At 61.8% G+C, this 20584-nt stretch carries 17 protein-coding genes and 1 other RNA gene; 11 read left to right on the forward strand and 7 right to left on the reverse strand.

Translation table 11 applies throughout. The features are described from left to right. Positions 1 to 35: 35 nt before the first annotated feature. On the forward strand, positions 36 to 1412 hold the full coding sequence (locus tag K5Q02_RS18390) for an MFS transporter (protein WP_225832905.1): 1377 nt from the start codon (positions 36 to 38) through the stop codon (positions 1410 to 1412). A gap of 85 nt (positions 1413 to 1497) precedes the next feature. Here the strand turns inward: K5Q02_RS18390 and K5Q02_RS18395 are convergent, their stop codons facing one another. The 4 genes from K5Q02_RS18395 to K5Q02_RS18410 form a co-directional block, all read right to left on the reverse strand. Further along, positions 1498 to 2379, reverse strand: coding sequence for a DMT family transporter (locus K5Q02_RS18395; RefSeq protein WP_225832908.1), 882 nt, complete (start codon positions 2377 to 2379; stop codon positions 1498 to 1500). Positions 2380 to 2491: 112 nt separating this feature from the next. Further along, positions 2492 to 3325 carry a sugar phosphate isomerase/epimerase family protein gene (locus K5Q02_RS18400; RefSeq protein WP_225832911.1) on the reverse strand — a complete coding sequence of 278 codons (834 nt, stop codon included), beginning with the start codon at positions 3323 to 3325 and terminating at the stop codon, positions 2492 to 2494. Positions 3326 to 3367: 42 nt separating this feature from the next. Continuing rightward, a complete protein-coding gene (locus K5Q02_RS18405; RefSeq protein WP_225832914.1) occupies positions 3368 to 4417 on the reverse strand; it encodes a Gfo/Idh/MocA family protein in 1050 nt (349 codons plus the stop codon). A 128-nt stretch (positions 4418 to 4545) separates the two neighbouring features. Further along, positions 4546 to 5319 (reverse strand): IclR family transcriptional regulator, encoded by a 774-nt coding sequence (locus tag K5Q02_RS18410; RefSeq protein ID WP_225832917.1) that lies wholly within the window; start codon positions 5317 to 5319, stop codon positions 4546 to 4548. A 565-nt stretch (positions 5320 to 5884) separates the two neighbouring features. Between K5Q02_RS18410 and K5Q02_RS18415 the strand changes: the two genes are divergently transcribed. From K5Q02_RS18415 to K5Q02_RS18425, 3 genes are all read left to right on the forward strand, one after another. Further along, positions 5885 to 6352, forward strand: coding sequence for a tripartite tricarboxylate transporter TctB family protein (locus tag K5Q02_RS18415; protein WP_225832920.1), 468 nt, complete (start codon positions 5885 to 5887; stop codon positions 6350 to 6352). A 12-nt stretch (positions 6353 to 6364) separates the two neighbouring features. Beyond that, positions 6365 to 7879 (forward strand): tripartite tricarboxylate transporter permease, encoded by a 1515-nt coding sequence (locus K5Q02_RS18420; RefSeq protein WP_225832923.1) that lies wholly within the window; start codon positions 6365 to 6367, stop codon positions 7877 to 7879. 62 nt (positions 7880 to 7941) lie between these two features. Continuing rightward, positions 7942 to 8943 carry a tripartite tricarboxylate transporter substrate binding protein gene (locus K5Q02_RS18425; protein ID WP_225832926.1) on the forward strand — a complete coding sequence of 334 codons (1002 nt, stop codon included), beginning with the start codon at positions 7942 to 7944 and terminating at the stop codon, positions 8941 to 8943. Positions 8944 to 8981: 38 nt separating this feature from the next. Here the strand turns inward: K5Q02_RS18425 and K5Q02_RS18430 are convergent, their stop codons facing one another. Next, a complete protein-coding gene (locus tag K5Q02_RS18430) occupies positions 8982 to 9851 on the reverse strand; it encodes a helix-turn-helix domain-containing protein (RefSeq protein WP_225832929.1) in 870 nt (289 codons plus the stop codon). Between the two features lie 150 nt (positions 9852 to 10001). Here K5Q02_RS18430 and pobA point away from each other — a divergent pair, with 150 nt between their 5' ends. The 5 genes from pobA to K5Q02_RS18455 all read left to right on the forward strand — a co-directional run bounded on the left by pobA (position 10002) and on the right by K5Q02_RS18455 (position 15691). Beyond that, a complete protein-coding gene (gene pobA / locus K5Q02_RS18435; protein ID WP_225832932.1) occupies positions 10002 to 11186 on the forward strand; it encodes a 4-hydroxybenzoate 3-monooxygenase in 1185 nt (394 codons plus the stop codon). A 208-nt stretch (positions 11187 to 11394) separates the two neighbouring features. Then, on the forward strand, positions 11395 to 12450 hold the full coding sequence (locus K5Q02_RS18440; protein ID WP_225832935.1) for a TRAP transporter substrate-binding protein: 1056 nt from the start codon (positions 11395 to 11397) through the stop codon (positions 12448 to 12450). Positions 12451 to 12509: 59 nt separating this feature from the next. After that, positions 12510 to 13040 carry a TRAP transporter small permease gene (locus tag K5Q02_RS18445; protein WP_225832937.1) on the forward strand — a complete coding sequence of 177 codons (531 nt, stop codon included), beginning with the start codon at positions 12510 to 12512 and terminating at the stop codon, positions 13038 to 13040. Then, positions 13037 to 14359 carry a TRAP transporter large permease gene (locus K5Q02_RS18450; RefSeq protein ID WP_225832939.1) on the forward strand — a complete coding sequence of 441 codons (1323 nt, stop codon included), beginning with the start codon at positions 13037 to 13039 and terminating at the stop codon, positions 14357 to 14359. Before K5Q02_RS18445 ends, K5Q02_RS18450 begins: the two co-directional genes overlap by 4 nt. Before the next feature lie 69 nt (positions 14360 to 14428). After that, the gene (locus tag K5Q02_RS18455) at positions 14429 to 15691 is read left to right on the forward strand and encodes an OprD family porin (RefSeq protein ID WP_225832941.1); all 1263 of its coding nucleotides are present in this window, start codon (positions 14429 to 14431) and stop codon (positions 15689 to 15691) included. A gap of 369 nt (positions 15692 to 16060) precedes the next feature. Here the strand turns inward: K5Q02_RS18455 and ffs are convergent. Both ffs and K5Q02_RS18465 read right to left on the reverse strand, forming a co-directional pair. Then, positions 16061 to 16157, reverse strand: an RNA gene (gene ffs / locus K5Q02_RS18460) — signal recognition particle sRNA small type. A 101-nt stretch (positions 16158 to 16258) separates the two neighbouring features. Then, on the reverse strand, positions 16259 to 17893 hold the full coding sequence (locus K5Q02_RS18465; RefSeq protein ID WP_225832943.1) for a methyl-accepting chemotaxis protein: 1635 nt from the start codon (positions 17891 to 17893) through the stop codon (positions 16259 to 16261). Positions 17894 to 18184: 291 nt separating this feature from the next. Here K5Q02_RS18465 and K5Q02_RS18470 point away from each other — a divergent pair, with 291 nt between their 5' ends. Both K5Q02_RS18470 and K5Q02_RS18475 read left to right on the forward strand, forming a co-directional pair. Continuing rightward, complete coding sequence (locus K5Q02_RS18470; protein ID WP_013791713.1) at positions 18185 to 18463, forward strand: HU family DNA-binding protein; 279 nt, start codon at positions 18185 to 18187, stop codon at positions 18461 to 18463. A 121-nt stretch (positions 18464 to 18584) separates the two neighbouring features. Continuing rightward, a complete protein-coding gene (locus K5Q02_RS18475; protein ID WP_225832945.1) occupies positions 18585 to 20294 on the forward strand; it encodes an OPT family oligopeptide transporter in 1710 nt (569 codons plus the stop codon). The last annotated feature ends 290 nt before the right edge of the window (positions 20295 to 20584 follow it).

Here is a 20584-nt window from a genome sequence, read left to right on the forward strand (position 1 = left end):
GTTCGTTCAGCGCTCTAATAACAACGGAGACAATGATGGCTAAGCCCTCGAGTTCACAAGCCAAGAAAGCTACAGCCAGCGGCTGGGTCGGTTCCGCGCTGGAGTACTACGACTTCTTTATCTACGCCCAAGCGGCGGCACTGATCTTCCCGCAGATATTCTTCCCCAACACAGACCCGAAGATGGCCATCGTGGCCTCGCTGGCCACCTACGGTGTCGGTTATCTGGCCCGCCCATTCGGTGCGTTTGTGCTGGGTCACTGGGGCGACACCCGCGGGCGCAAAAACGTATTGCTGCTGTGCATGTTCCTGATGGGCATCTCGACCATGGCCGTTGGCCTGCTGCCGACCTACCATGACATCGGCTTCCTGGCTCCGGCCTTGCTGGTGGTGTTGCGCCTGATTCAGGGCTTTGCCGTGGCCGGGGAAATTTCCGGGGCCAGCTCGATGATTCTCGAGCATGCGCCATTCGGGCGACGAGGTTTCTACGCCAGCTTCACCCTGCAGGGTGTACAGGCTGGCCAGGTACTTGCCGCTGCCGTGTTCCTGCCGCTGGCTTATTTCATGCCGACCGAGGCGTTCAATGACTGGGGCTGGCGTATCCCATTCCTGCTCAGTGCCTTCGTACTGCTGGCAGGCTTCATCATCCGCCGCGAAGTCCATGAGACCCCAGCCTTCGTCAACGAAGAGAACAAGCAGAAGATCGCCAAGTCGCCAATCGCCGAAGCGTTCACCACCAGCTGGAGAACCATGTTCCTGGTCATGGTCATGGCGCTGATGAACGTCATCCCGGTAGTGGCGACCATCTTCGGTGCGGCTTATGCCGTACAACCGGCGTATGGGATCGGCTTCGACAAGAGCGTGTATCTGTGGATTCCGGTGGTGGGCAACATCGTCGCGGTGCTGGTGATCCCCTTCGTCGGTAACCTCTCCGACAAGATCGGCCGTCGCCCGACCATGATCACCGGTGCGCTGGGCTCTGGCCTGCTGGCCTTCGGTTACCTGTACGCCATCAGCATCAGTAACGTGCCATTGGCATTCATCATGTCGCTGCTGATGTGGGGCGTGGTGTACCAGGGCTACAACGCGGTGTTCCCAAGCTTCTACCCGGAGCTGTTCCAGACCCGCTACCGCGTTTCGGCCATGGCCATCGCCCAGAATATCGGTACCATGCTGACCGCCATGCTGCCAGCGGTGTTCGCCCTGCTCGCTCCGCCCGGTTCGGACAACATCCCGTTGCTGATCGGCGGCCTGGCATTCGGCATCACCTGCCTGTGCGCCATCGCTGCATTCATCGCACCGGAAACTTACCGGATTCCGATGGCCGATCTGGGCAAGCCAGGCGCCAAGCCGATGGACAAGGAAGAATACGAAGCTGCACGCAAGAACAGCTTCAACAGCACCGACCACTGAGTCGATTGCTCCGCGCAAAACAAGAAGGCCCGTAAGGGCCTTCTTTCATTTCAGGCAGACCAAATAGCCTGCGTGCCCTGCCCGCTCAACGCTTTCTACGCTGTTGATACGCGGCGGCCAAGCCGCTCAGGCAGATGATGGCGATACCGACCTTGGCACTGGTTTCCGGGTCGTGACCGAAAATAACCAGGCCCAGCAAGCCGGCGAAAACGATCTGGCAGTAGCCAAACGGTGCCAGCAACGCCGGGGCCGCGTGACGAAAGGCCTTGGTCAGCATCAGGTGAGCGAACATGCCACAGGCCCCGAGCGCCAGCATGAGCGGCAGATGCCGCCACTCGGGCAATTGCCAGAAGAACGGCACCAGGCAGCTCATCAGCAGCGTATTGAGCAGGCCAGTGAAGAAGTTGCTGGTCGTCGGCGTGTCGTACTCGCTGAGCATGCGCGTCAGCAACTGATAGGCCGCGAAACAGGTCGCTGAACAGAGCGGCAGCAGGATCGCCGGCGTGAACAGTTCGCCGCCTGGATGGACGATGATCAGCACCCCACCGAACCCGACCAACACTGCAGCCCACTGGCCACGGCTGACCCGTTCGTTGAGCAACGGCACCGACAGCGCGGTGACCATCAGCGGAGCGAGAAAGTTGACCGCCGTCGCCTCGGCCAGCGGGATATACAGCAGCCCCGTGGTGAAGAACAGACTACAGCCCAACAGGCAGATCGCGCGCAGCGCCTGCAGGCCGGGTCGCTTGCTGCGCAGCACGCGCAGGCCGGATTGTGGCAGGAAGATCCCGGCCATCAGCAGCGTGTGCACGACATAGCGCGCCCACACCACCATGATCACCGGATAGATGCCGGACAGGTATTTCGACAGCGCGTCATGGCTGGCGAACAGGAAGGTCGCCAGCACCACCAGGCCGATGCCCTTGAGCGGATGGTTGACACCTGACAGCGAACTCGGGGTACTCATGCGAACTCTCGTGATTCAGCAGACATCATCATAATCGGTAGCTGACTAACTATTTAATCAGCACTGCACCCGCTCATCGAGCCATCTCTGGCGCGGTCGATTTCAGTATGGGCTATTGATGGAGTTGCAACCGTGCCAGCAACGCCCGTGTCTTGTCGATAGCCGCTTGCGCCCGCGACTCAGCGCTGACGCCCTGCTCCAGCAAATGCCGGGTGGGTATTTCCAGACTCAATGGAACAGTCGCCGGTAGACAACGCAACAGCCCTGCCAAGTCACAATCTCCGTCACCGGGAAAGCGTCGCTCGTTACGCGCCTGGCGCAGAATCTCCACCATGTCATCGGGGCGCGGGCCGGCGACGTCGCACAATTGGGCATAACGAAGACGCGATGGTTCCACCTGCCGTAAATCCTCCAGGCGCGAAGCCGATCGGTCGAAATGGAAAGCGTCAACCAGCACGCAACCATTGTCACGCCCGGCGCGCTGCATGATCCGCACAGCCTGCTGCAGGTTGGCGACGTCCGTCCAGGGCATGAACTCCAGATGCGGATGCAGGCCATAGGGTGCCGCGCGGTCGCACAGCTCGGCGAAGTTGTCGGCCAATCGTGCTTCGTCGGGGTCGTTGCCGGCCACCAGCACTTCGCTCGCACCAAACTCACCACCGGCTTCGAGCACCGCCTCGAAATCGCTGCAGCGGGTTTGCGGCTTTAGCCGCAGGATCTCGATATCCAGCACCTGCACACCGGTATCACGCAGGCGCTTGACCGTCTGCCTGCGCAGCTCAAGGTCGGCAATCAACGGAAAATGATGCTCCTCCTCGGTCGCCGGAATCAGCCGCAGTCCGACATGGCTATATCCGGTGCGGGCGGCCACCTCGACCATCTGTGGCGGAGACAGCTCCAGGACAGTAAGGCTGGCCAGGGAAAAAATGCGCTCGTGGTTGTTCATGGACGTTCTCTCGGCGGCTAACCGCATTGATCTGGTGGGCGCTCAGAAGCGCTCGGGCGTACAGGCACTGGCATCGCAAGCGGCCCGGCAGATAGCTTCGTAGAGTGCCAGCGTGCGGCCAGCATCGGCGGCGCTGACCAGAGGCGGCTCCTCGCCGCGAGCAACGGCGATGAAATGCGCGAGTTGTCGGCGCAGCGCCTCATCGACACCGAAGGGCTGCTCCTGCATTTGCAGCGGCTCGTGCCAGCCAGCGCCCGCCGTGCCGTACGACCAATATTTGAGCTGGGGGATGCTCAGCGCGCCGCCGGTACCGGCGAGCAGATAGCACGGCTGGTCGGCCTGCCTAGGGTAAACCGGGTTTTCACCGGCAGTGAGTTCCCAGCTCCAGGGCGCCGCGACCGCATCGGAGCCGGTCAGGCTGCCCAGCGCGCCATTGGCAAAACGCAGGATCACCGCCGCGCTGTCCTCATTGGCGAAGCCGCGAACCGCACTGCTGGTGATGGCCTGCACTTGCTCCACTTCCCCACAGAGGTGACGCAGCAGATCGAGGTCGTGAATCAGGTTGGTCAACAGCATTCCGGCGCCGGCTTCGCGGCGCCAGGCGACATCGTAGTAGCTGTCCGGCTTCTGCAACTGCCACAACGCCGTCACCGTGGTCAGACGCCCCAGCGCACCGTCCTGCAGCAGCTGACGGGCCTTGGCGATCAACGGATTGTGACGGCGATGATGGCCAACCAGCACTGGCACGCCGCGGCGCTCGACGGCCGCCACCAATTCACGCACCTCATCCAGATTGACGCCGACCGGTTTCTCCAGCAGCACAGGCAAGCCGGCTTCGATGCAGCGCAGGGCAGTCGGTACGTGCGCAGCGTTGGGATTGGCGACGATCACCGCCTGAGCCAGACGCCGGTCCAGCAGAGTTTGCAGGTCGCTGAAACAGGGCACATCGAACTCCTGCGCCAACTGCGCCGCCTGTGGCCCCGGGTCGACGATCGCGCAGAGCGTTGCCTCAGGTAGTTGACGCAGATGATGAAGGTGTTGCCGGCCCATGATTCCGGCGCCGATCAGGGCGATGCGCAGTGGCGGTTTCAAGACACGAGTCCTTTTCTGATTATTTTGGGTAAGCCTATCGCTCACCTAAATAATTTAGAACTCGGTTCCACAATTAATCAATAACGGTTTCGCTCGCGGGCCGTTAATCGAACGCTATCGCTGCCTGCTCAGACGAACAGCCCCGAGGCCTGGCTGGCAGCGGAAAGCTCCGCTGCAGACTCGATCAGACTCGGCACCAATTCTTCCATGCGCTCGGCCGGCATGCGCGCGCTCGGCCCGGCGATACTTAGCACGCCGATCACACCGGCATGCTGTGGGTGAGTGATAACCGCCGCCAGTGCGCAGGTTCCGAGCGAGGATGTTTCCACCACCGCGGCATAACCCCGAACACGCGCCTGACGCAGGTAGCCCAGCAATTGCTCGTCGCTATGCGGTGCGTTGGGCCCGAACTCGGCGTCTTCGGCGATTTGCTGTCGCGCTACCAGCGCCAGCGCCTCGGCATCCGTCATGCTGGCCAGCCAGGCGTGGCCGGAGGCGGTATAGCGCAGCGGTGCGTCACGCCCCATGTCCGGGTCATAACGCAGACCGGAGCGAGCGCCCTGGGATTTGGCGATCCAGGTCTGTCGCTCGCCCTCGATCACGCCCAGGCGCACCAGCTCACCACTTTCTCGGGCCAGGCGGTCGAGAAGCGGCTGCACGATATCCGCACCGCTGCTGGCCAGGTAGCGGAAACCCAGGGCGACCAGCTTGGTCGACAAACGATAGCGACTGCTTTGTGGGTCCTGACGCACGTAGCCCAGGCGCACCAGTTCGGTGAGCATGCGGTGCGTGGCGCTCTTGGGAATCTGCAGTTGCTCGGCCAATGTCTGCATCGGCACGTCGCCGGCGCCCGCCAGATTCTCCAGCAGATTCAACGCCCTCTCTATCTGGCTACCGGCCATGGTGCAGTCCCTCGAAGATTTTGCGCGATTCTAAAAGACATTGCCGTGTGGGCGGAACCGCTCGTTGTGTCGCTCAGTGGCTGCAAAAGCCACATACAGGTTCGAGGGTTGGCTGCACCGGGCAACACGGGCCATAATCGAGACGCTGTGTTTGTACTAACTGGTTCGTTCTTGTTCGATAACCGAACGACAACACCTTTTGCGAATTGAAATAGACGGATTCACCGCACAGTATGCGATCCACGTCTTAAGGAGTTTCCGCGCTCAAGCCGGCAAACCCTATAAAAAAGCACAACGCTGAACCTATAAATATAAAAAGGTCGCCCTCCATGCCGCAGCTCTTCACTGTGTTTGTTCGTGCAAAAGAAATGACCCTCCGGGCCATTCGCACGCTTGCCAACTCGCCTGGCGAAGATTGGTCATCGCTCTCTCCCGCCGCTATCACCCTGCTCATGCCCTCCGCATCCTGGCAGCCCGACGTCGTGCCACCAGGACATGCCGACGCACGTACCTGACTAGGTACGTCCCTCAACGTGGGCAGCATGGACTGCTTCTGGAGTGACCTATGACTACATCGAAAAAGGTACCGGTGGGTGAACTCACCTTCTGCGTACTGCTGGTGGGTTTCAGCATCGCCGTGCTCTATCAGGCGTATCTGATTTCCGGTTTTTCCTCGATCAGCTCACCGGGCGCCTTTCCCCTCGGGGCCGGCGCAGTGCTGCTGATCTCCGCACTGCGCGTGCTTTACGAGCTACGCGGCAAACCCACTCACGGAGAAGGCTGGGTGGCGTCGGCAAAACGTTTCAGCCACGAGCATTTCCCCCGTCACATCGTCGTCTTCACCCTGCTTTCAGTGGCTTATCTGGCAGTGATCCAGTGGGCGAGCTTCTATGTCAGCACCTTCGTCTTCCTGATGCTCTCCATCGTCTACCTGCGGCGCGGCAAGGTGCTCTCGGCACTGTTCGCCAGCGGCATCTCGGTGCTGGCCATCTACCTCCTGTTCACCCTGGCGTTCAGCGTCTACCTGCCCTGAGACGAGATTTCCATGAGCGATACCTTTTCTTACCTGCTGATGGCCTGGATGGATCCAAACCTCCTGATGCTCACAGCGCTCGGCACTTTCGCCGGCATCTACATCGGCGCCATTCCCGGCTTGTCGGTGACCATGGCGGTGTCCATCCTGGTGTCCTTCACCTTCTCCTGGGATGTGAACGACGCCCTGGCGCTGATCGTCGGCATCTTCATCGGCGGTGTGTATGGCGGTGCGCGCAGCGCGATTCTGCTGAACATTCCAGGAGGGCCATCTTCGGTGGCCACCTCGTTCGATGGCTACCCGCTGGCCAAGCTCGGCGAGGCCGGCCGGGCGATTGGCCTGAGCACCGTGATGTCGGTGATCGGTGGGCTGGTCGGCACCGTGGTGCTGGCCTGCGCCGCGCCGATTCTCGGTGACCTGGCGCTGAAATTCGCGCCACGCGACTACTTCCTGATCGCTGCCATCGGCCTGATGCTGGTCGGCAGCCTGGCCGACGGCAGCCTGGCCAAGGGCATCTTCGCGGTCGCGTTGGGAGCGGTCATCGGCATGGTCGGCATGGATCCGGTCACCGCCGAAGGGCGCTTCACCATGGGCCAGATGGAGCTGATGGGCGGCATCCACTACGTGGTGGTGATGATCGGCCTGTTCGGCGTTGCCGAAGCGCTGTTCCAGCTGCACAACCTCAGCACCCAGGCGGTCAAGCAGAAGGTCGACAAAATCATTCCGTCCCTGGCGATGGTCATCAAGTTCCTGCCGCTGTCGCTGCGCACCTCGGTGATCGGCGTACTGGTGGGCGTACTGCCAGGCGTTGGTGGCGAGATCGCCGCCCTGCTCGCTTACGACCATGCCAAGCGCACGGTCAAGAACCCGACTCGCCCCTTCGGTGAAGGCGCCTATGAAGGCCTGGTGGCACCAGAAACCGCCAACAGCGCCGCGGTGGGCAGTGCCTACGTACCGATGCTGACCCTCGGCATGCCGGGCGACGCGGTCACTGCAGTGATCATTGGCGCGCTGGTCATCCACGGCCTCAACCCCGGCCCGATGCTGATGGTGGAGAACCCGCACATCTTCTGGTTCACCGTCGGCAACCTGGCGCTGGCCAACATCTTCCTGCTGATCTTCGGTCTGATGGGCATCAAGCTGTTCGCCAAGGTCGTGGAGCTGCCCAAGGCCGTGCTGATCCCGCTGATTCTGGTGCTCTGCACCGTCGGTTCGTACTCGCTGAACAGCAGCATGACCGAGGTGTACTGGATGCTCGGCTTCGGCCTGCTCGGCTACTTCCTCAAGGCCTTTGGCTTCCAGATGGGGCCGATCATCCTCGGCGTCATTCTCGGCCCGTTGATGGACAGCTCCTACCGCCAGGCCATGGCCTCGGTCGGCGACAACCCCGTCGAGCTGCTTGGCGAAATGGTCAGCAGCCCGCTGTCACTGATTCTCACCAGCGCACTGGTGCTGGTGCTCCTGAGCAATACCCCGCTGTTCGGCTGGCTCAAGCGCAAGCGCAAGGCCGCATCGGCTCAATCTTGATACACCGCGTCACGCATGCCCGGAAACGGATATATAAAAACAACCAATGGAGAGTCTCCAACATGCTCAAGCAACTACTTACCGGCGTCGCATTTTCCCTTAGCGCACTGACGCTCGCCCTGCCCGCCTACGCCGATTACCCCGAGCGCAGCATTCAGGCAGTCATTCCCTGGGGCGCCGGTGGCGCCACCGACAACGTGATGCGCAGCCTGGCGCCCTACGTCGAGAAAGAACTGGGTACCAAGCTGATCCTCAACAACCGTCCTGGCGGTACCGCGGTAATCGGCAGCAGCTACGTGCTGCAGCAGAAACCCACCGGTTACACCCTGCTGCTGGGCGCCGAAAACCCGCAGCTGTACCCGGTACTCGGCCTGGCCAAGTTCGACTACAGCGACTTCTACCCGGTCAACATCATTGGCCAGAACGTCGTGGTAATCGCCACCAACGCCGACAGTCCGTTCAACTCCATGGCCGACCTGCTGGCCGCAGCCAAGGACAAGCCGGACACCCTGCGCATGGGCTCCACCGGCGCAGGCGGCCTGCCGAGCACCGTGCATGCCATGGTCAACGCCGTTGGCGAGCTGAAGGTGCGTGAAGTGACCTTCGGCGGCGACGGCCCCGGTATCACCGCACTGATGGGCAAGCACATCGACTTCATGCCGCTGAGCCTGGCAGCCGCCCAGGAACTGGTGCGCTCCGGCAAACTCAAGGCACTGGCCGTACTGGCTGCCGAAGAAGTGCCGGAACTGCCTGGCGTAGAACCGATCACCAAAGCCCTGCCGGACATCGGTGAGTACCTGCCGTGGGGCCCGTTCTGGGGCGCCTTCGTGCACAAGGACACGCCGGACGACATCAAGCAGAAGCTGGTCGAGGCCTACTCCAAAGCCGTTGCCAATGAAGAGTTCCAGGGCTTCCTGAAGAACTACGGGGCGCAGAGCCTGAACCTCAACGGCGCCGAGGCCGAGCAGTTCCTCAAGCGCTGGCAGTCGGTTACCGCTTGGTCGATGTACAAGGCCAAGGCGATCGAAATCTCGCCTGACAGCGTCGGTATCCCGCAACCGTAAGCAACTCGACCGGGCGGCCTGCGTGCCGCCCGATCACCCTAACGCTGTACGCGAAACACCTTGGGCGCAATGCCCGTTTCGCGCTTGAAAAACCTGGAAAAGTACGCCGGCTCGGAAAAGCCCAGGCTGTCAGATACCTGATTGACATTCATATTGGTGTACACCAGGCAGCGCTTGGCCTCCAGCACCAGCCGCTGATTGATCATCTGCAACGCGGACTGCCCCGCCAAACGTCGACACAGCGCATTGAGATGCGCCGCGCTGATGCCCAATGCCTGGGCATATCGCTCGATGGGCCAATGCTGACGCAACTGCGCCTCGAGCAGCGTGGTGAAAGCGTCGACATGCTCTCGCCCCCGGTCGCGCTCCGGGCTCTGGGGTTTGGCCATGGCCAGCCAGCGGCGATGCAGCGCTACCAGCAGCAAGGTGATCAAAGCCTGCAGTCGCAGATCCCGCCCTGCAGCATGAAGTGCGTACTCCTCGGCGATCGCCTCGAACATGCCATGCAGCTCATCCACCCCATCGTTCAGCGCGTAGCACACGGAGCGCTTCATCAGTTGGCTGTCCAGCCCCAGGCTTATCTGCTCAACCAGCGGCTGAGCCAGGCTCAGCACATAGCCCTGGGTATCCTGGGAGAAACGAAAGCCATGGACGCTGAGGGCAGGCACCAACAGCAACGTTGGCGTGGCCACCTGGTGAATGCTGCCCTCCACTTCCAGTTCCGCGCAGCCCGCCTGAATGAACAGCAACTGAACCAGATCGCCATGCCGGTGGGGCTTGATTTCCCAGCCGTGCAAACGACTGCGCTCGGGAATCGACTCGCAGTGAATAAGGTCCGGCGTCGGCCAAGCGGTGGTTTCCCCGTACAGCTTGAAGATCGGCACCGCCACCTCTGAACGCTTCAGCATGTCGCCGCCCTCAACCACGAAAAATCCATGAATTCACTCCGATAGTGCCTTCAAAGCCCGCTGCTATCCACCAAAAATACAAACGTGCCCACGCTTGGTCTCGTATCGGCGAAACCGGGCCTGTAGGCGTCGAGCCACAGGAGAACAATAATGAAAACACAAGTCGCCATTATCGGCGCCGGCCCATCAGGGCTGCTGTTGGGCCAACTGCTCAGCAATGCAGGCATAGACAATGTAATCGTCGAGCGGCAAAGCCCTGAATACGTGCTGGGCCGTATCCGTGCCGGCGTGCTGGAGCAAGGCATGGTCGATCTGCTGCGCGAAGCTGGAGTAGCCGAGCGCCTGGATCGCGAGGGCCTGGTACATGATGGCTTCGAGCTGGCCTTCAACGGTCGATGCGAACACATCGACCTCAAGGGGCTGACTGGCGGCAAGAGCGTCACGGTCTACGGCCAGACCGAAGTAACCCGTGACCTGATGCAGGCCAGGCAAGCCAACGGCGGCATTACCCTGTACGGGGTCGGTGACGTCAAACCCCAAGACATGGACAGCGACCAGCCCTACCTGACCTTCACGCACCAGGGGCAGCCCGTTCGCTTGGACTGTGACTACATCGCGGGTTGCGACGGCTTCCACGGTGTATCCCGGCAATCCATTCCGACGCACAAGCTCAAGGAGTTCGAGCGGGTCTATCCCTTCGGCTGGCTCGGCATTCTGGCCGACACACCGCCGGTCAACGATGAACTGATCTACGCCAACCACCCCCGCGGTTTTGCCCTGTGCAGCATGCGCTCCGCCACCCGCACCCGTTACTACCTCCAGGTTGGCGCCGATGAGCGTGTCGAGGACTGGTCAGATCAACGTTTCTGGGACGAACTGAAAACCCGCCTGCCCGAGGCCGTCGCACAGCGCCTGGTAACCGGCCCGTCGATCGAGAAGAGCATCGCGCCGCTGCGCAGCTTCGTGGTCGAGCCCATGCAGTACGGGCGCCTGTTCCTGCTTGGCGACGCCGCCCACATCGTGCCGCCAACCGGCGCCAAGGGGCTGAACCTGGCCGCCAGTGACGTCAATACGCTGTATCGCATTCTGCTCAAGGTCTATCGCGAGGGTCGCCCGGAGGCCATCGAGCAATACTCGGCAATTTGCCTGCGGCGCATCTGGAAGGCCGAACGCTTCTCCTGGTGGATGACCTCGATGCTGCATCGGTTCCCCGATACCGATGACTTCAGCCGGCGCATGCAGGAAACCGAACTCGACTACTTCGTCTCTTCGGAAGCCGGCCGCCGCACCATTGCCGAGAACTACGTCGGCCTGCCGTATGAAGACGTGAGCTAGACGGCACTGACTGCTTTTCATCGCGCCGTTTGCCCTTGCATGCAATTCGTTCGTTAATCGCCCATTAAGACGATTAGCGAATTGAACCAAAACGTTCGACCTCGCAACATGGCGGCAGCGAGCCATGGAGGACGGGATCGAGCGGGCTGAAAGGCCACCCAAGCGTTATCCAGCTGCCACCCATCAAAAATAAGAAAAGGAATACGCAATGCTCAAGCTTTCAAAAGCTCTCATGACGCTATTGGCCGCCAGCGCGATCAGCTTCCAGGCACATGCAGACGAAGCCGAGGTAACCCTCAAGATTCATCACTTCCTGCCTGCTCATTCGGTGACCCAGGCCGACTTCCTCAAGCCCTGGGCCGAGAAAGTCACCCAGGAATCCAACGGCCGTATCCAGTTCCAGTTCTACCCGTCCATGCAACTGGGCGGTACCCCGCCGCAACTGTTCGACCAGGCCCGTGATGGCGTCGCCGATATCGTCTGGACCCTGCCGGGCTACACCAGCGGCCGCTTCCCCCTGGCATCGGCCTTCGAGCTGCCGTTCATGAGCCGCTCCTCCGAGGCCAGCAGCCAGGCCATGTGGGACTTCCTCGACGCTCACGGGCAGAAAGAATTCGCCGGCGTACACCTGCTGGCCACGCACTTGACCGACGGCGCACTGCTGCACACCGTGAAAAAGCCGATCCGCACCCTGGCCGATTTCCGTGGCCTAAAACTGCGCTCGGCCAACCGCGTGTCGACCAAACTGATCTCCATGCTCGGCGCCACCCCGGTGGCCATGCCAGTGCCGCAGGTGCCCGAGTCGCTGTCCAAGGGTGTAGTCGACGGCGCCGTCCTGCCGTGGGATGTGGTGCCCGCACTGAAGCTGCACGAGTTGGTCAAGTACCACACAGAGATGGCGCCCGGTCAGCCGGCGCTGATGCACACCGCCCTGGTGCTGGCGATGAACCCCGCCAAGTACGCCAGCCTGCCCGATGACCTGCGCCAGATCATCGACAACAACAGCGGTCGCGAACTGTCGCGCCAAGCCGGGCATATCTGGGACACCAACGTGATCGAAACCGGCCACAAACTGGCCGAGTCGCGCGGCAACGAGATCTATGTATTGCCCGCCGAAGAGCAGGCCAAGTGGGTCGCCATCGGTAGCAAGCTGGATCAGGACTGGATCAAGGAAGTGGAAAGCAAGGGCAACGAGAACGGTGCAGCGCTGTTGCAAGAAGTCCGCGAACGGGTGGAAAGCTACAACGCCAAATTGGCCAATTGAGTCCGTTCCCGTTGTTGTCTTGGCCGGTGTAAACGCACCGGCCCTTGCGGAGTTTCCTCATGATCGAAAACCCGGTTTACCCAGGACAGGCGCATCGCGCCCGACCGCTCGGCCAACTGCTCGATACCCTGGCCAGGCTGCTCGCGTTGGCGGGAGGCCTGGTTCTGGTAGCGATTACCCTGCTGTCTGCCTACAGCATCACCATGCGCAGTTTCTTCGACGCTCCGCTGCTCGGCGACGTGGAATTGGTACAGATGGGCTGCGGCATCGCCGTGGTCAGTTTCCTGCCGCTGTGCCAGCTGCGCCGTGGCAACGTCATCGTCGACGCCTTCACCCTCAACGCCTCCGCCGCCGTGCGGCGTGGCCTGGACACCCTGGGCTGCCTGCTGATGGCTGGCTGCGCCATGCTGCTGGCTTGGCGCTCGGTGATCGGCACCCTGGACACCTACAGCAACGGCGAGGAGTCGATCATCATGGGCATCCCCATGTGGTGGTCGATGACCCCATTCGCCCCCGCCTTCACGCTGCTGACCATCGTTTCTCTCTACACCGCCTGGCTGGACTTCCACGGTGAAGGGGATCGCTCATGAGTAGCGTTGCTCTGGGTGGCCTGTTCCTGGTTTTCCTGCTGTTCCTGCTGGCCGTGCGCATTCCTATCGCCATCGCCATGATGCTCACCGGCATCGCTGGCTATGTCTCGATCAGCGGCTGGGATCCGCTGCTCAATTACCTGAAGACGGTCGCCTACGCCCGTTACACGGTCTACGACCTGTCGGTGATTCCGCTGTTCCTGCTGATGGGGCAGTTCGCCTCCCGCGGCGGTCTAGCCACCGGGTTGTTTCGCGCTGCAGCGACCATGGTCGGGCACTGGCGTGGCGGCCTGGCGATTTCCGCCATCGGCTCCTGCGCGGCGTTTGGCGCCGTGTGCGGCTCCTCCATCGCCACCGCAGCGACCATGGGCCAGGTGGCGCTGCCCGAGCTGCGCCGCTACAAGTATTCCAACTCGTTGGCCGTGGGTTGCCTGGCAGCAGGCGGCACCCTGGGCATTCTGATTCCGCCTTCGGTGGTACTGGTGATCTACGCCATCCTGGCCCAGCAGAACATCTCCACACTGTTCATGGCCGCCTTCGTGCCGGGCATCCTGGCCGTCATCGGCTACATGATCGCCATCGCCATCTACGTGCGCCTGTACCCCGAGTCAGCACCGGCTCAGGAGCGCGCAAGCTGGAAGCAAAGGCTGATCGCGCAAAAAGGCGTGTGGCCGGTGCTGGTGATCTTCCTGGTGGTGCTCGGCGGTATCTACGGCGGCTGGTTCACGCCGACCGAGGCTGCCGCCATCGGCACCGTGGGCACCGGCTTCTTCGCCGTCACCCTGGGCAAGATGCGCATCGCAGAATTCAAGGAAGTGCTGCTCGGCACCGCCATCACCACGGCGATGATCTTCATGATCCTGCTGGGCGCCGATGTGATGAACGCCTTCCTGGCCATCTCGCAGTTGCCCAACTTCGTCGCCGATGCCATTACCAGCGCAGGTCTGCCACCGTTCCTGGTGCTGGCCGGGATTCTCATCCTGTACCTGATCCTCGGCTGCGTGATGGACACCATGTCGATGATCCTGCTGACCATTCCGATCTTCTTCCCGATCATCATGGGCCTGGACTTCTACGGCCTGGACGATACCGAAAAGGCCATCTGGTTCGGCATCCTGGCATTGATGGTGGTGGAGATCGGCATGATCACGCCACCGGTCGGCATGAACGTCTACGTGATCGCCAGCATGGCCCGCGACATCCCGATGCGCGACGCCTTCATGGGTATCGTGCCGTTCCTGATCTCGGACATCGTCCGGGTCATCATTCTGGTGCTGTTCCCATCGATAACCCTGTGCCTGGTTCGCTGGCTGACTTGACGAGGCATTTTCTCCATCCCCCACCGTGGGAGCGGTGGGCAACGCTCACAACAAAAAAGGAAAACAACAATGAAAATCATCGCCGCACTACCACCTAGCTTCATCGCACTGGCTATCGCAGCAAGCGCCCTGCCAGTGGCCGCCCAGGCCGAAGGCTTCGTTGAAGATGCCAAGGTCAGCCTTGGCCTGCGCAACTACTACTTCAACCGCAACTACCTCAACGGCACCGACCCGGTGATCCGCGGCGAGCGTCAGGGCCAGGCCGAAGGCTGGACACAGAGCTTCATTCTCGATGCCCGCTCCGGCTACACCGCCGGCACCATCGGTGTTGGTCTCGACGTACTGGGCCTGTACAGCATCAAGCTGGACGGCAACCGCGGCGCCGCCAACACCCAACTGCTGCCGATCCATGGCGATGGCCAGGCCGCTGACAACTTCGGCCGCACTGCCGTAGCTGCCAAAGCTCGCCTGTCGAAGACCGAGCTGAAAGTCGGTGAATGGTTCGCCGTGCTGCCGATCCTGCGTGCAGACGACGGTCGCTCCCTGCCGCAAACCTTCCAGGGTGCGCAGCTCACTTCCAGCGAAATCGATGGCCTGACCCTGTACGGCGGCCAGTTCTGGAAGAACAGCCAGCGTAACGACGCCAGCCGTGAGGACATGTCCTATAACGGTATCGCCGGCGATGACTTCAACTTCGGTGGCGGTGAATTCAAATTCAACGGCAACAACACCATGGTCGGCGTCTGGCACGCACGCCTGGAAGACATCTACCAGCAGAGCTACCTGCAGTTGACACACAGCCAACCGGTGGGTGACTGGGTACTGGGTGCCAACCTTGGTTATGTGGACGGCAAGGACGAAGGCGCTGCCAAAGCAGGCAAGCTGGACAACAAGGTCTACCAGGGGAGCTTCTCCGCCAAGACCGGCAGCAACACCTTCACCGTGGCGTACCAGAAGCTCAACGGTTCCACCAAGTTCATGCGCGTCGACGGCGCCAGCGGCGGCACCCTGGTCAACGACGGCTTCACAAACAGCTACGACGCTCCGAACGAGCGCTCTTGGCAGGTGCGTCATGACTTCAACTTCGCCGGTGTCGGCATCCCGGGCCTGACCCTGATGAACCGCTACGTCAGCGGCGACAGCATCCACGCAGCCGATGGCCGCAAGGATGGCGAAGAGTGGGGCCGCGAATCCGAACTGGCCTACACCGTCCAAGACGGCACTCTGAAGAACCTCAGCGTGCGCTGGCGTAACTCCGACGTCCGTCGTGACGTCGGCCAGGATCTCCACGAGAACCGCCTGATCTTCAACTACCCGTTGTCGATCCTGTAAGAGCCTGCTCAAAGTCTTGCGAGCTAGAGCAATGCAAGGCAAAAACAGGGGAGGCAGCGGAGTGTACTTTTGTACATGAGCATTCCGAGCCTGTTTTTAACGCGGCAGTGCCGACGCGCAGCAGACTTTGAACGGGTTCTAAGGCTCGCATCGCATCGTTTTACTCCAGTGTCATGGCACATTTGGCCCGTCCTCGTGACGGGCTTTTTTATGCGCAGGCGCGCACGGCGTCAGCAGTCACTGCTCGACTGTTTCTGCACAGGAGAACAAAGGCGACGGACACACGAAAACGCCACTGCGGCATGTACCGAGCGTCGAAGAAAATATTCAAAAGAGAGACGACCTGAGCAGGTCTTGAAATGGAGGCAACCCTACCAGCCACACCCCGGCACACAATGTTCCCGCTGTGGCTGCTTCCTTCCGGATCTGACCAGGTTCACGGGTAATCGTTGCGGGGGGACCGGCAGGGCCACCATAACGCAGCTCACCTTGCAGTGAGCCGGCGCCATTGTACCGGCTTGCGCTGAACTTACAACTGCTTCAAGCACTTAGCGCTAATGCCAGCGACTAGACGCGAAAGCGCCCCACCAACCGGGCAAGGTCGCTGGACAGCTCGGACAAGCGCTGGCTGGCCGCGGTGCTCTGTTGCGAGGTATGCGCTGCCTCGTTGGAAAGCTCGCGGATATCGCTGATGTTGCGGGCGATTTCCTCGGTAACGCTGCTCTGCTCCTCGCAGGCGGTGGCGATCTGCGCGGCCATGTCGTTGATGCGCTGCAGCGAATCGCCGGTATCGCTCAATGCCTGATCGACACCGGCAGCCTGTTCGACGCTTTCGCGCGCCTTGACGCTGCCCGCGTGGGTGGCTTTGACCGCATTCTGCACGCCGCCCTGTAAACGCTGAATCATCTCCTGAATGTCTTTGGTGGACTCCTGGGTACGAGCGGCCAGCGCCCGAACTTCATCAGCGACCACCGCAAAACCGCGACCTTGTTCGCCGGCACGGGCCGCTTCGATGGCGGCATTAAGGGCCAGCAGGTTGGTCTGTTCGGCGATGCCACGGATCACCGCCAACACCTCACCGATCTTGCCTGCTTCCTGCTCGAGGGCCTGGATGCTGTCCGAGGCGCTTTCCACCTCGTGCGCCAGTTGCCGAATCGACTGGATGGTCGCCCCGACCACCCGCTCGCCGTCACGGGACTGGGTTTCTGCGTTGCGTACCGCATCCGCCGCGCCTTGAGCACTGCGCGCCACTTCATGCACCGCGGCACTCATCTCGGTAGCCGCTGTACTGACCTGATCCACCGCCGCATGCTCACTGTTGATCAGGCGATCATTCGCACTCGCCATGCCAGCCAGGCTCTGCGCAGAGCTTGCGACTTCCCCAGTCACGCGACCTACTTCGCTGATCAGCGGCTGCAGCTTGTCGAGAAAGCGGTTGAACGCCTGACTCAGGCGCCCCAGCTCATCGCGTGAGGTCACCTCCAGGCGCACCCGCAGATCCCCATCGCCATCGGCCAACTGCTCGATGCGGGTGAGCAATCGGTGCAGCGGCCGGGTGATGAGCGCAGGGAAACCGATGATCAGCAACAAGCAAACCAGCAACCCACAGATAACCACCGCTCCCTGCTGCCAGGCCAGGCGTTCGCCATGGGCAATGGCGGCAACGCCCAGCCCATTGGCGGCCTGATCCTCCAGCTCACCGAGCTTGTCGATCACATCACGCATGGCATCGAACTGCGCCTCGCTGTCACCAAAGCTGAGTCGCGACGCGGCAGCAGGATCGGTAGCAGCCAACTGCACGACCTGCGCAGCCGTGCGCTCCCAACTGGTGAAGGCACGTTCGAAGTCCGCGACCAATCGCAGCGCCTCGTCGCCTGGCTGCATCTGCGCATAAGCCTTGACCCGGTCGGCGGCCTGCTTAACGTTGTCCACCTGTGACTTACGAAGGTCAGCTACATGATTCTCAGCGACCTCGCCCAACAGGCTGCGCTCAGCGACCAATGCCTGGTAAAGGTCACGATCAGCATTGAGGAGCAGACTGACGCCCGGCAGGTAGCGGTGGGTCAGGCGATTGCTGGAGTCGACGACCTGGCCAATGCCCCACATGCCCAGCGCGCCCATCAGCAGCAGTAACAGGGCCAGAAAGATGATCGGCAGAGCGATCTTCGAACGAAACCCGAGATCAGCGAGCAAGCGCAGCATGGCAACCCCCGAACAGCTATGGACTGGTTCTGGTACGTCGTTTCCAGCAGCATAGCTGCAATCCGCCTCACCGCGCAGGCACACAGCCAGCATCGCACCGCTCTCACCCGAAAACGCAGGTAAACCGAAAAACTGTGGCGGATGCCCGTAATTGAGCACTGCCACGGGAATTTACCGTGAGCAGGTAGGTCACAATGAAGCCTGATTGACCGGGAAAACCGCCCAGTCGATCGCCTATGATGCGCGGGCATTAATCAATGCCACACTTTTTCATCCCCAAGGAGCAACCACATGGCCATTACCAAAGACCAATTGATCGGTGACATCGCAGAAGCCATCGACACGCCGAAGACCACCGTCCGTGCGGCGCTCGATCAACTCAGCGAGATCGTCAGCGACGCCTTGGAAAATGGTGGTGAAATCACCCTGCCAGGTATCGGCAAACTGAAGGTCAGCGAGCGCCCTGCCCGCACCGGCCGCAACCCGCAGACTGGCAAAGCCATCGAAATCGCTGCCAAGAAAGTAGTGAAGTTCGTACCGGCCAAGGCCCTGACCGACGCGGTCAACTGATCTATCGGCGGGGCGTCACCAGGCGCCCCGCTGCATCCCCGCAACACGCCCCTCTCGATAAGACTGAACCCACGCCGACCTGTCGCCTCAAACGACGACATCCGTCAGACGCAGGTTCGCCATGCCCGCCGACCGCGAACTCACCTTCCGTGCACTGTTTTCAGGTGTGCTGCTTGGCGCCTTGCTGACGCCTTCGAATATCTATTCCGGCCTGAAGATCGGCTGGTCGTTCAACATGTCGATCATCGCCCTGCTGGTCAGTTACGGTATCTGGCAAAGCCTGGTGCGTTGGCGTCTGGGCACCGCCTGGAGCATGCGCGAGAGCAACATCAACCAGACCACGGCATCGGCTGCCGCGTCTATCATCTCCGGCGGTCTGGTCGCGCCGATACCGGCCTATACCCTGCTGACCGGCCAGCAACTGCCCACACTGCCACTGGTGGCCTGGGTGTTCTCGGTGAGTTTTCTGGGTATCTGGGTGGCCTGGTACCTGCGCCGCAGCATGGTCGAGGACACGAGGCTGCGCTTTCCCGAAGCGGTCGCCACCCTGGAAACCATGCAGCAGGTCTACAACCATGGCCGTGACGCGCTGCAGCGTCTCTACGTGCTGGGCGCGGCAGCCTTGCTCGGCGGCCTGGTCAAGTGGGCCGATACGCTGCTGGCGCTGCCGCGCTGGTCGCCCTCGGCGAGCCTGGAACGGCTTACCTTCAGCCTCGATCCCTCACCACTGCTGATCGGTTTTGGCGGCATCATCGGTACTCGCGTCGGTCTTTCCCTGCTGCTCGGTGCGTTGATCGCCTGGGGTGGCCTGGCGCCCTGGTTGCTCGGCAGCGGCCTGGTGCCCATCGCAGAAGACGCCAGCGGCCCGCAATTCGGCCCCTTGGTGGAATGGCTGTTGTGGCCCGGCGTGACATTGCTGGTATGCGCCACGCTTACCTCCCTGGCAGTGCGCTATCGCGTCAGCCGGCGCCTGGCCAAAGCGGCGCCCGGCAGCAGCAGACAGGCACCGGCAAAGCTGCCGTTGGTCATGCTCGCACTGGCATCACTGCTGGTGGTCACGTTGCAGGTACTGCTGTTCGATATCGACCCGCTGATGGCGCTGCTCAGCGTGCCGCTGGCGGTCGCCCTCGCCTGCATGGCGGCGCGGGTGGTGGGCGCCACCGGCATTCCCCCGATTGGTGCCACGGGCCAGTTGTCCCAGCTGACCTTCGGTCTCATCGCGCCGGGTCAGGTCGGCGTCAACCTGATGGCTGCCAATACCGCTGGAGGCGCTGCCGGGCAATGCACCGATCTGCTCAATGACTTCCGGGTTGGCCATGCCATCGGTGCCAAACCCTACAACCAGCTGATCGCCCAGTGCCTGGGCATCTTCGTCGGCAGCATCGTCGGCGTGCTGGTCTATCAGATTCTGATTCCCGACCCGCAGGCCATGCTGATTACCGAGCAATGGCCCGCTCCGGCAGTGGCCACCTGGAAAGCGGTAGCCGAAGTGCTGGGCTACGGCCTCGACTCGATCAACAGCAGCATCCGCTGGGCCATGCTGGTCGGCGCCCTCTGCGGCGTGCTGTTCGGCATATTGGAAGCCAGCCTGCCCGTGCAATCGACCTTTGCCCGCCTGCTGCCGAGCTCGGCGGCATTCGGCCTGGCGTTCATCATCCCCGCCTCCATCTCGCTGATGATGGCGCTGGGCGCAATGCTCGCCTGGGTGATTCAGTCACGCTGGAGGAGCCTGGGCGAACGCTTCACCATCGCCGCAGCGGCCGGCCTGGTGGCCGGGGAAAGCATCGTCGGTGTTGGTGTGTCGTTCTGGATGATGTTCGCGGGTGGCTGAGGGTTGATGCCGGGATCGCCGGCAAGCCGGCTCCTAAACAAGCCATACACCGTAGGAGCCCGCTTGCGGGCGAGAACGATTGCGGCCATCACGCAGAACCCAGGCATGACCGCCATTCGCCGGCAAGCCGGCTCCTACACGGTCGTTACGCCACGCGCACGTTGGCGATCGTTGGATCGTAGCCTGGCGTTGAGCGCAGCGATACCCAGGGGTCTTCCCGGGTGTCGCTGCGCTCAACGCCAGGCTACGAGAAGCAACGAATAAGGGTGATGGGGATTAGCTGTCGCTAC

Origin of the sequence: Pseudomonas sp. MM211, assembly GCF_020386635.1 — a bacterium.
Classification (GTDB): Bacteria; Pseudomonadota; Gammaproteobacteria; order Pseudomonadales; family Pseudomonadaceae; genus Aquipseudomonas.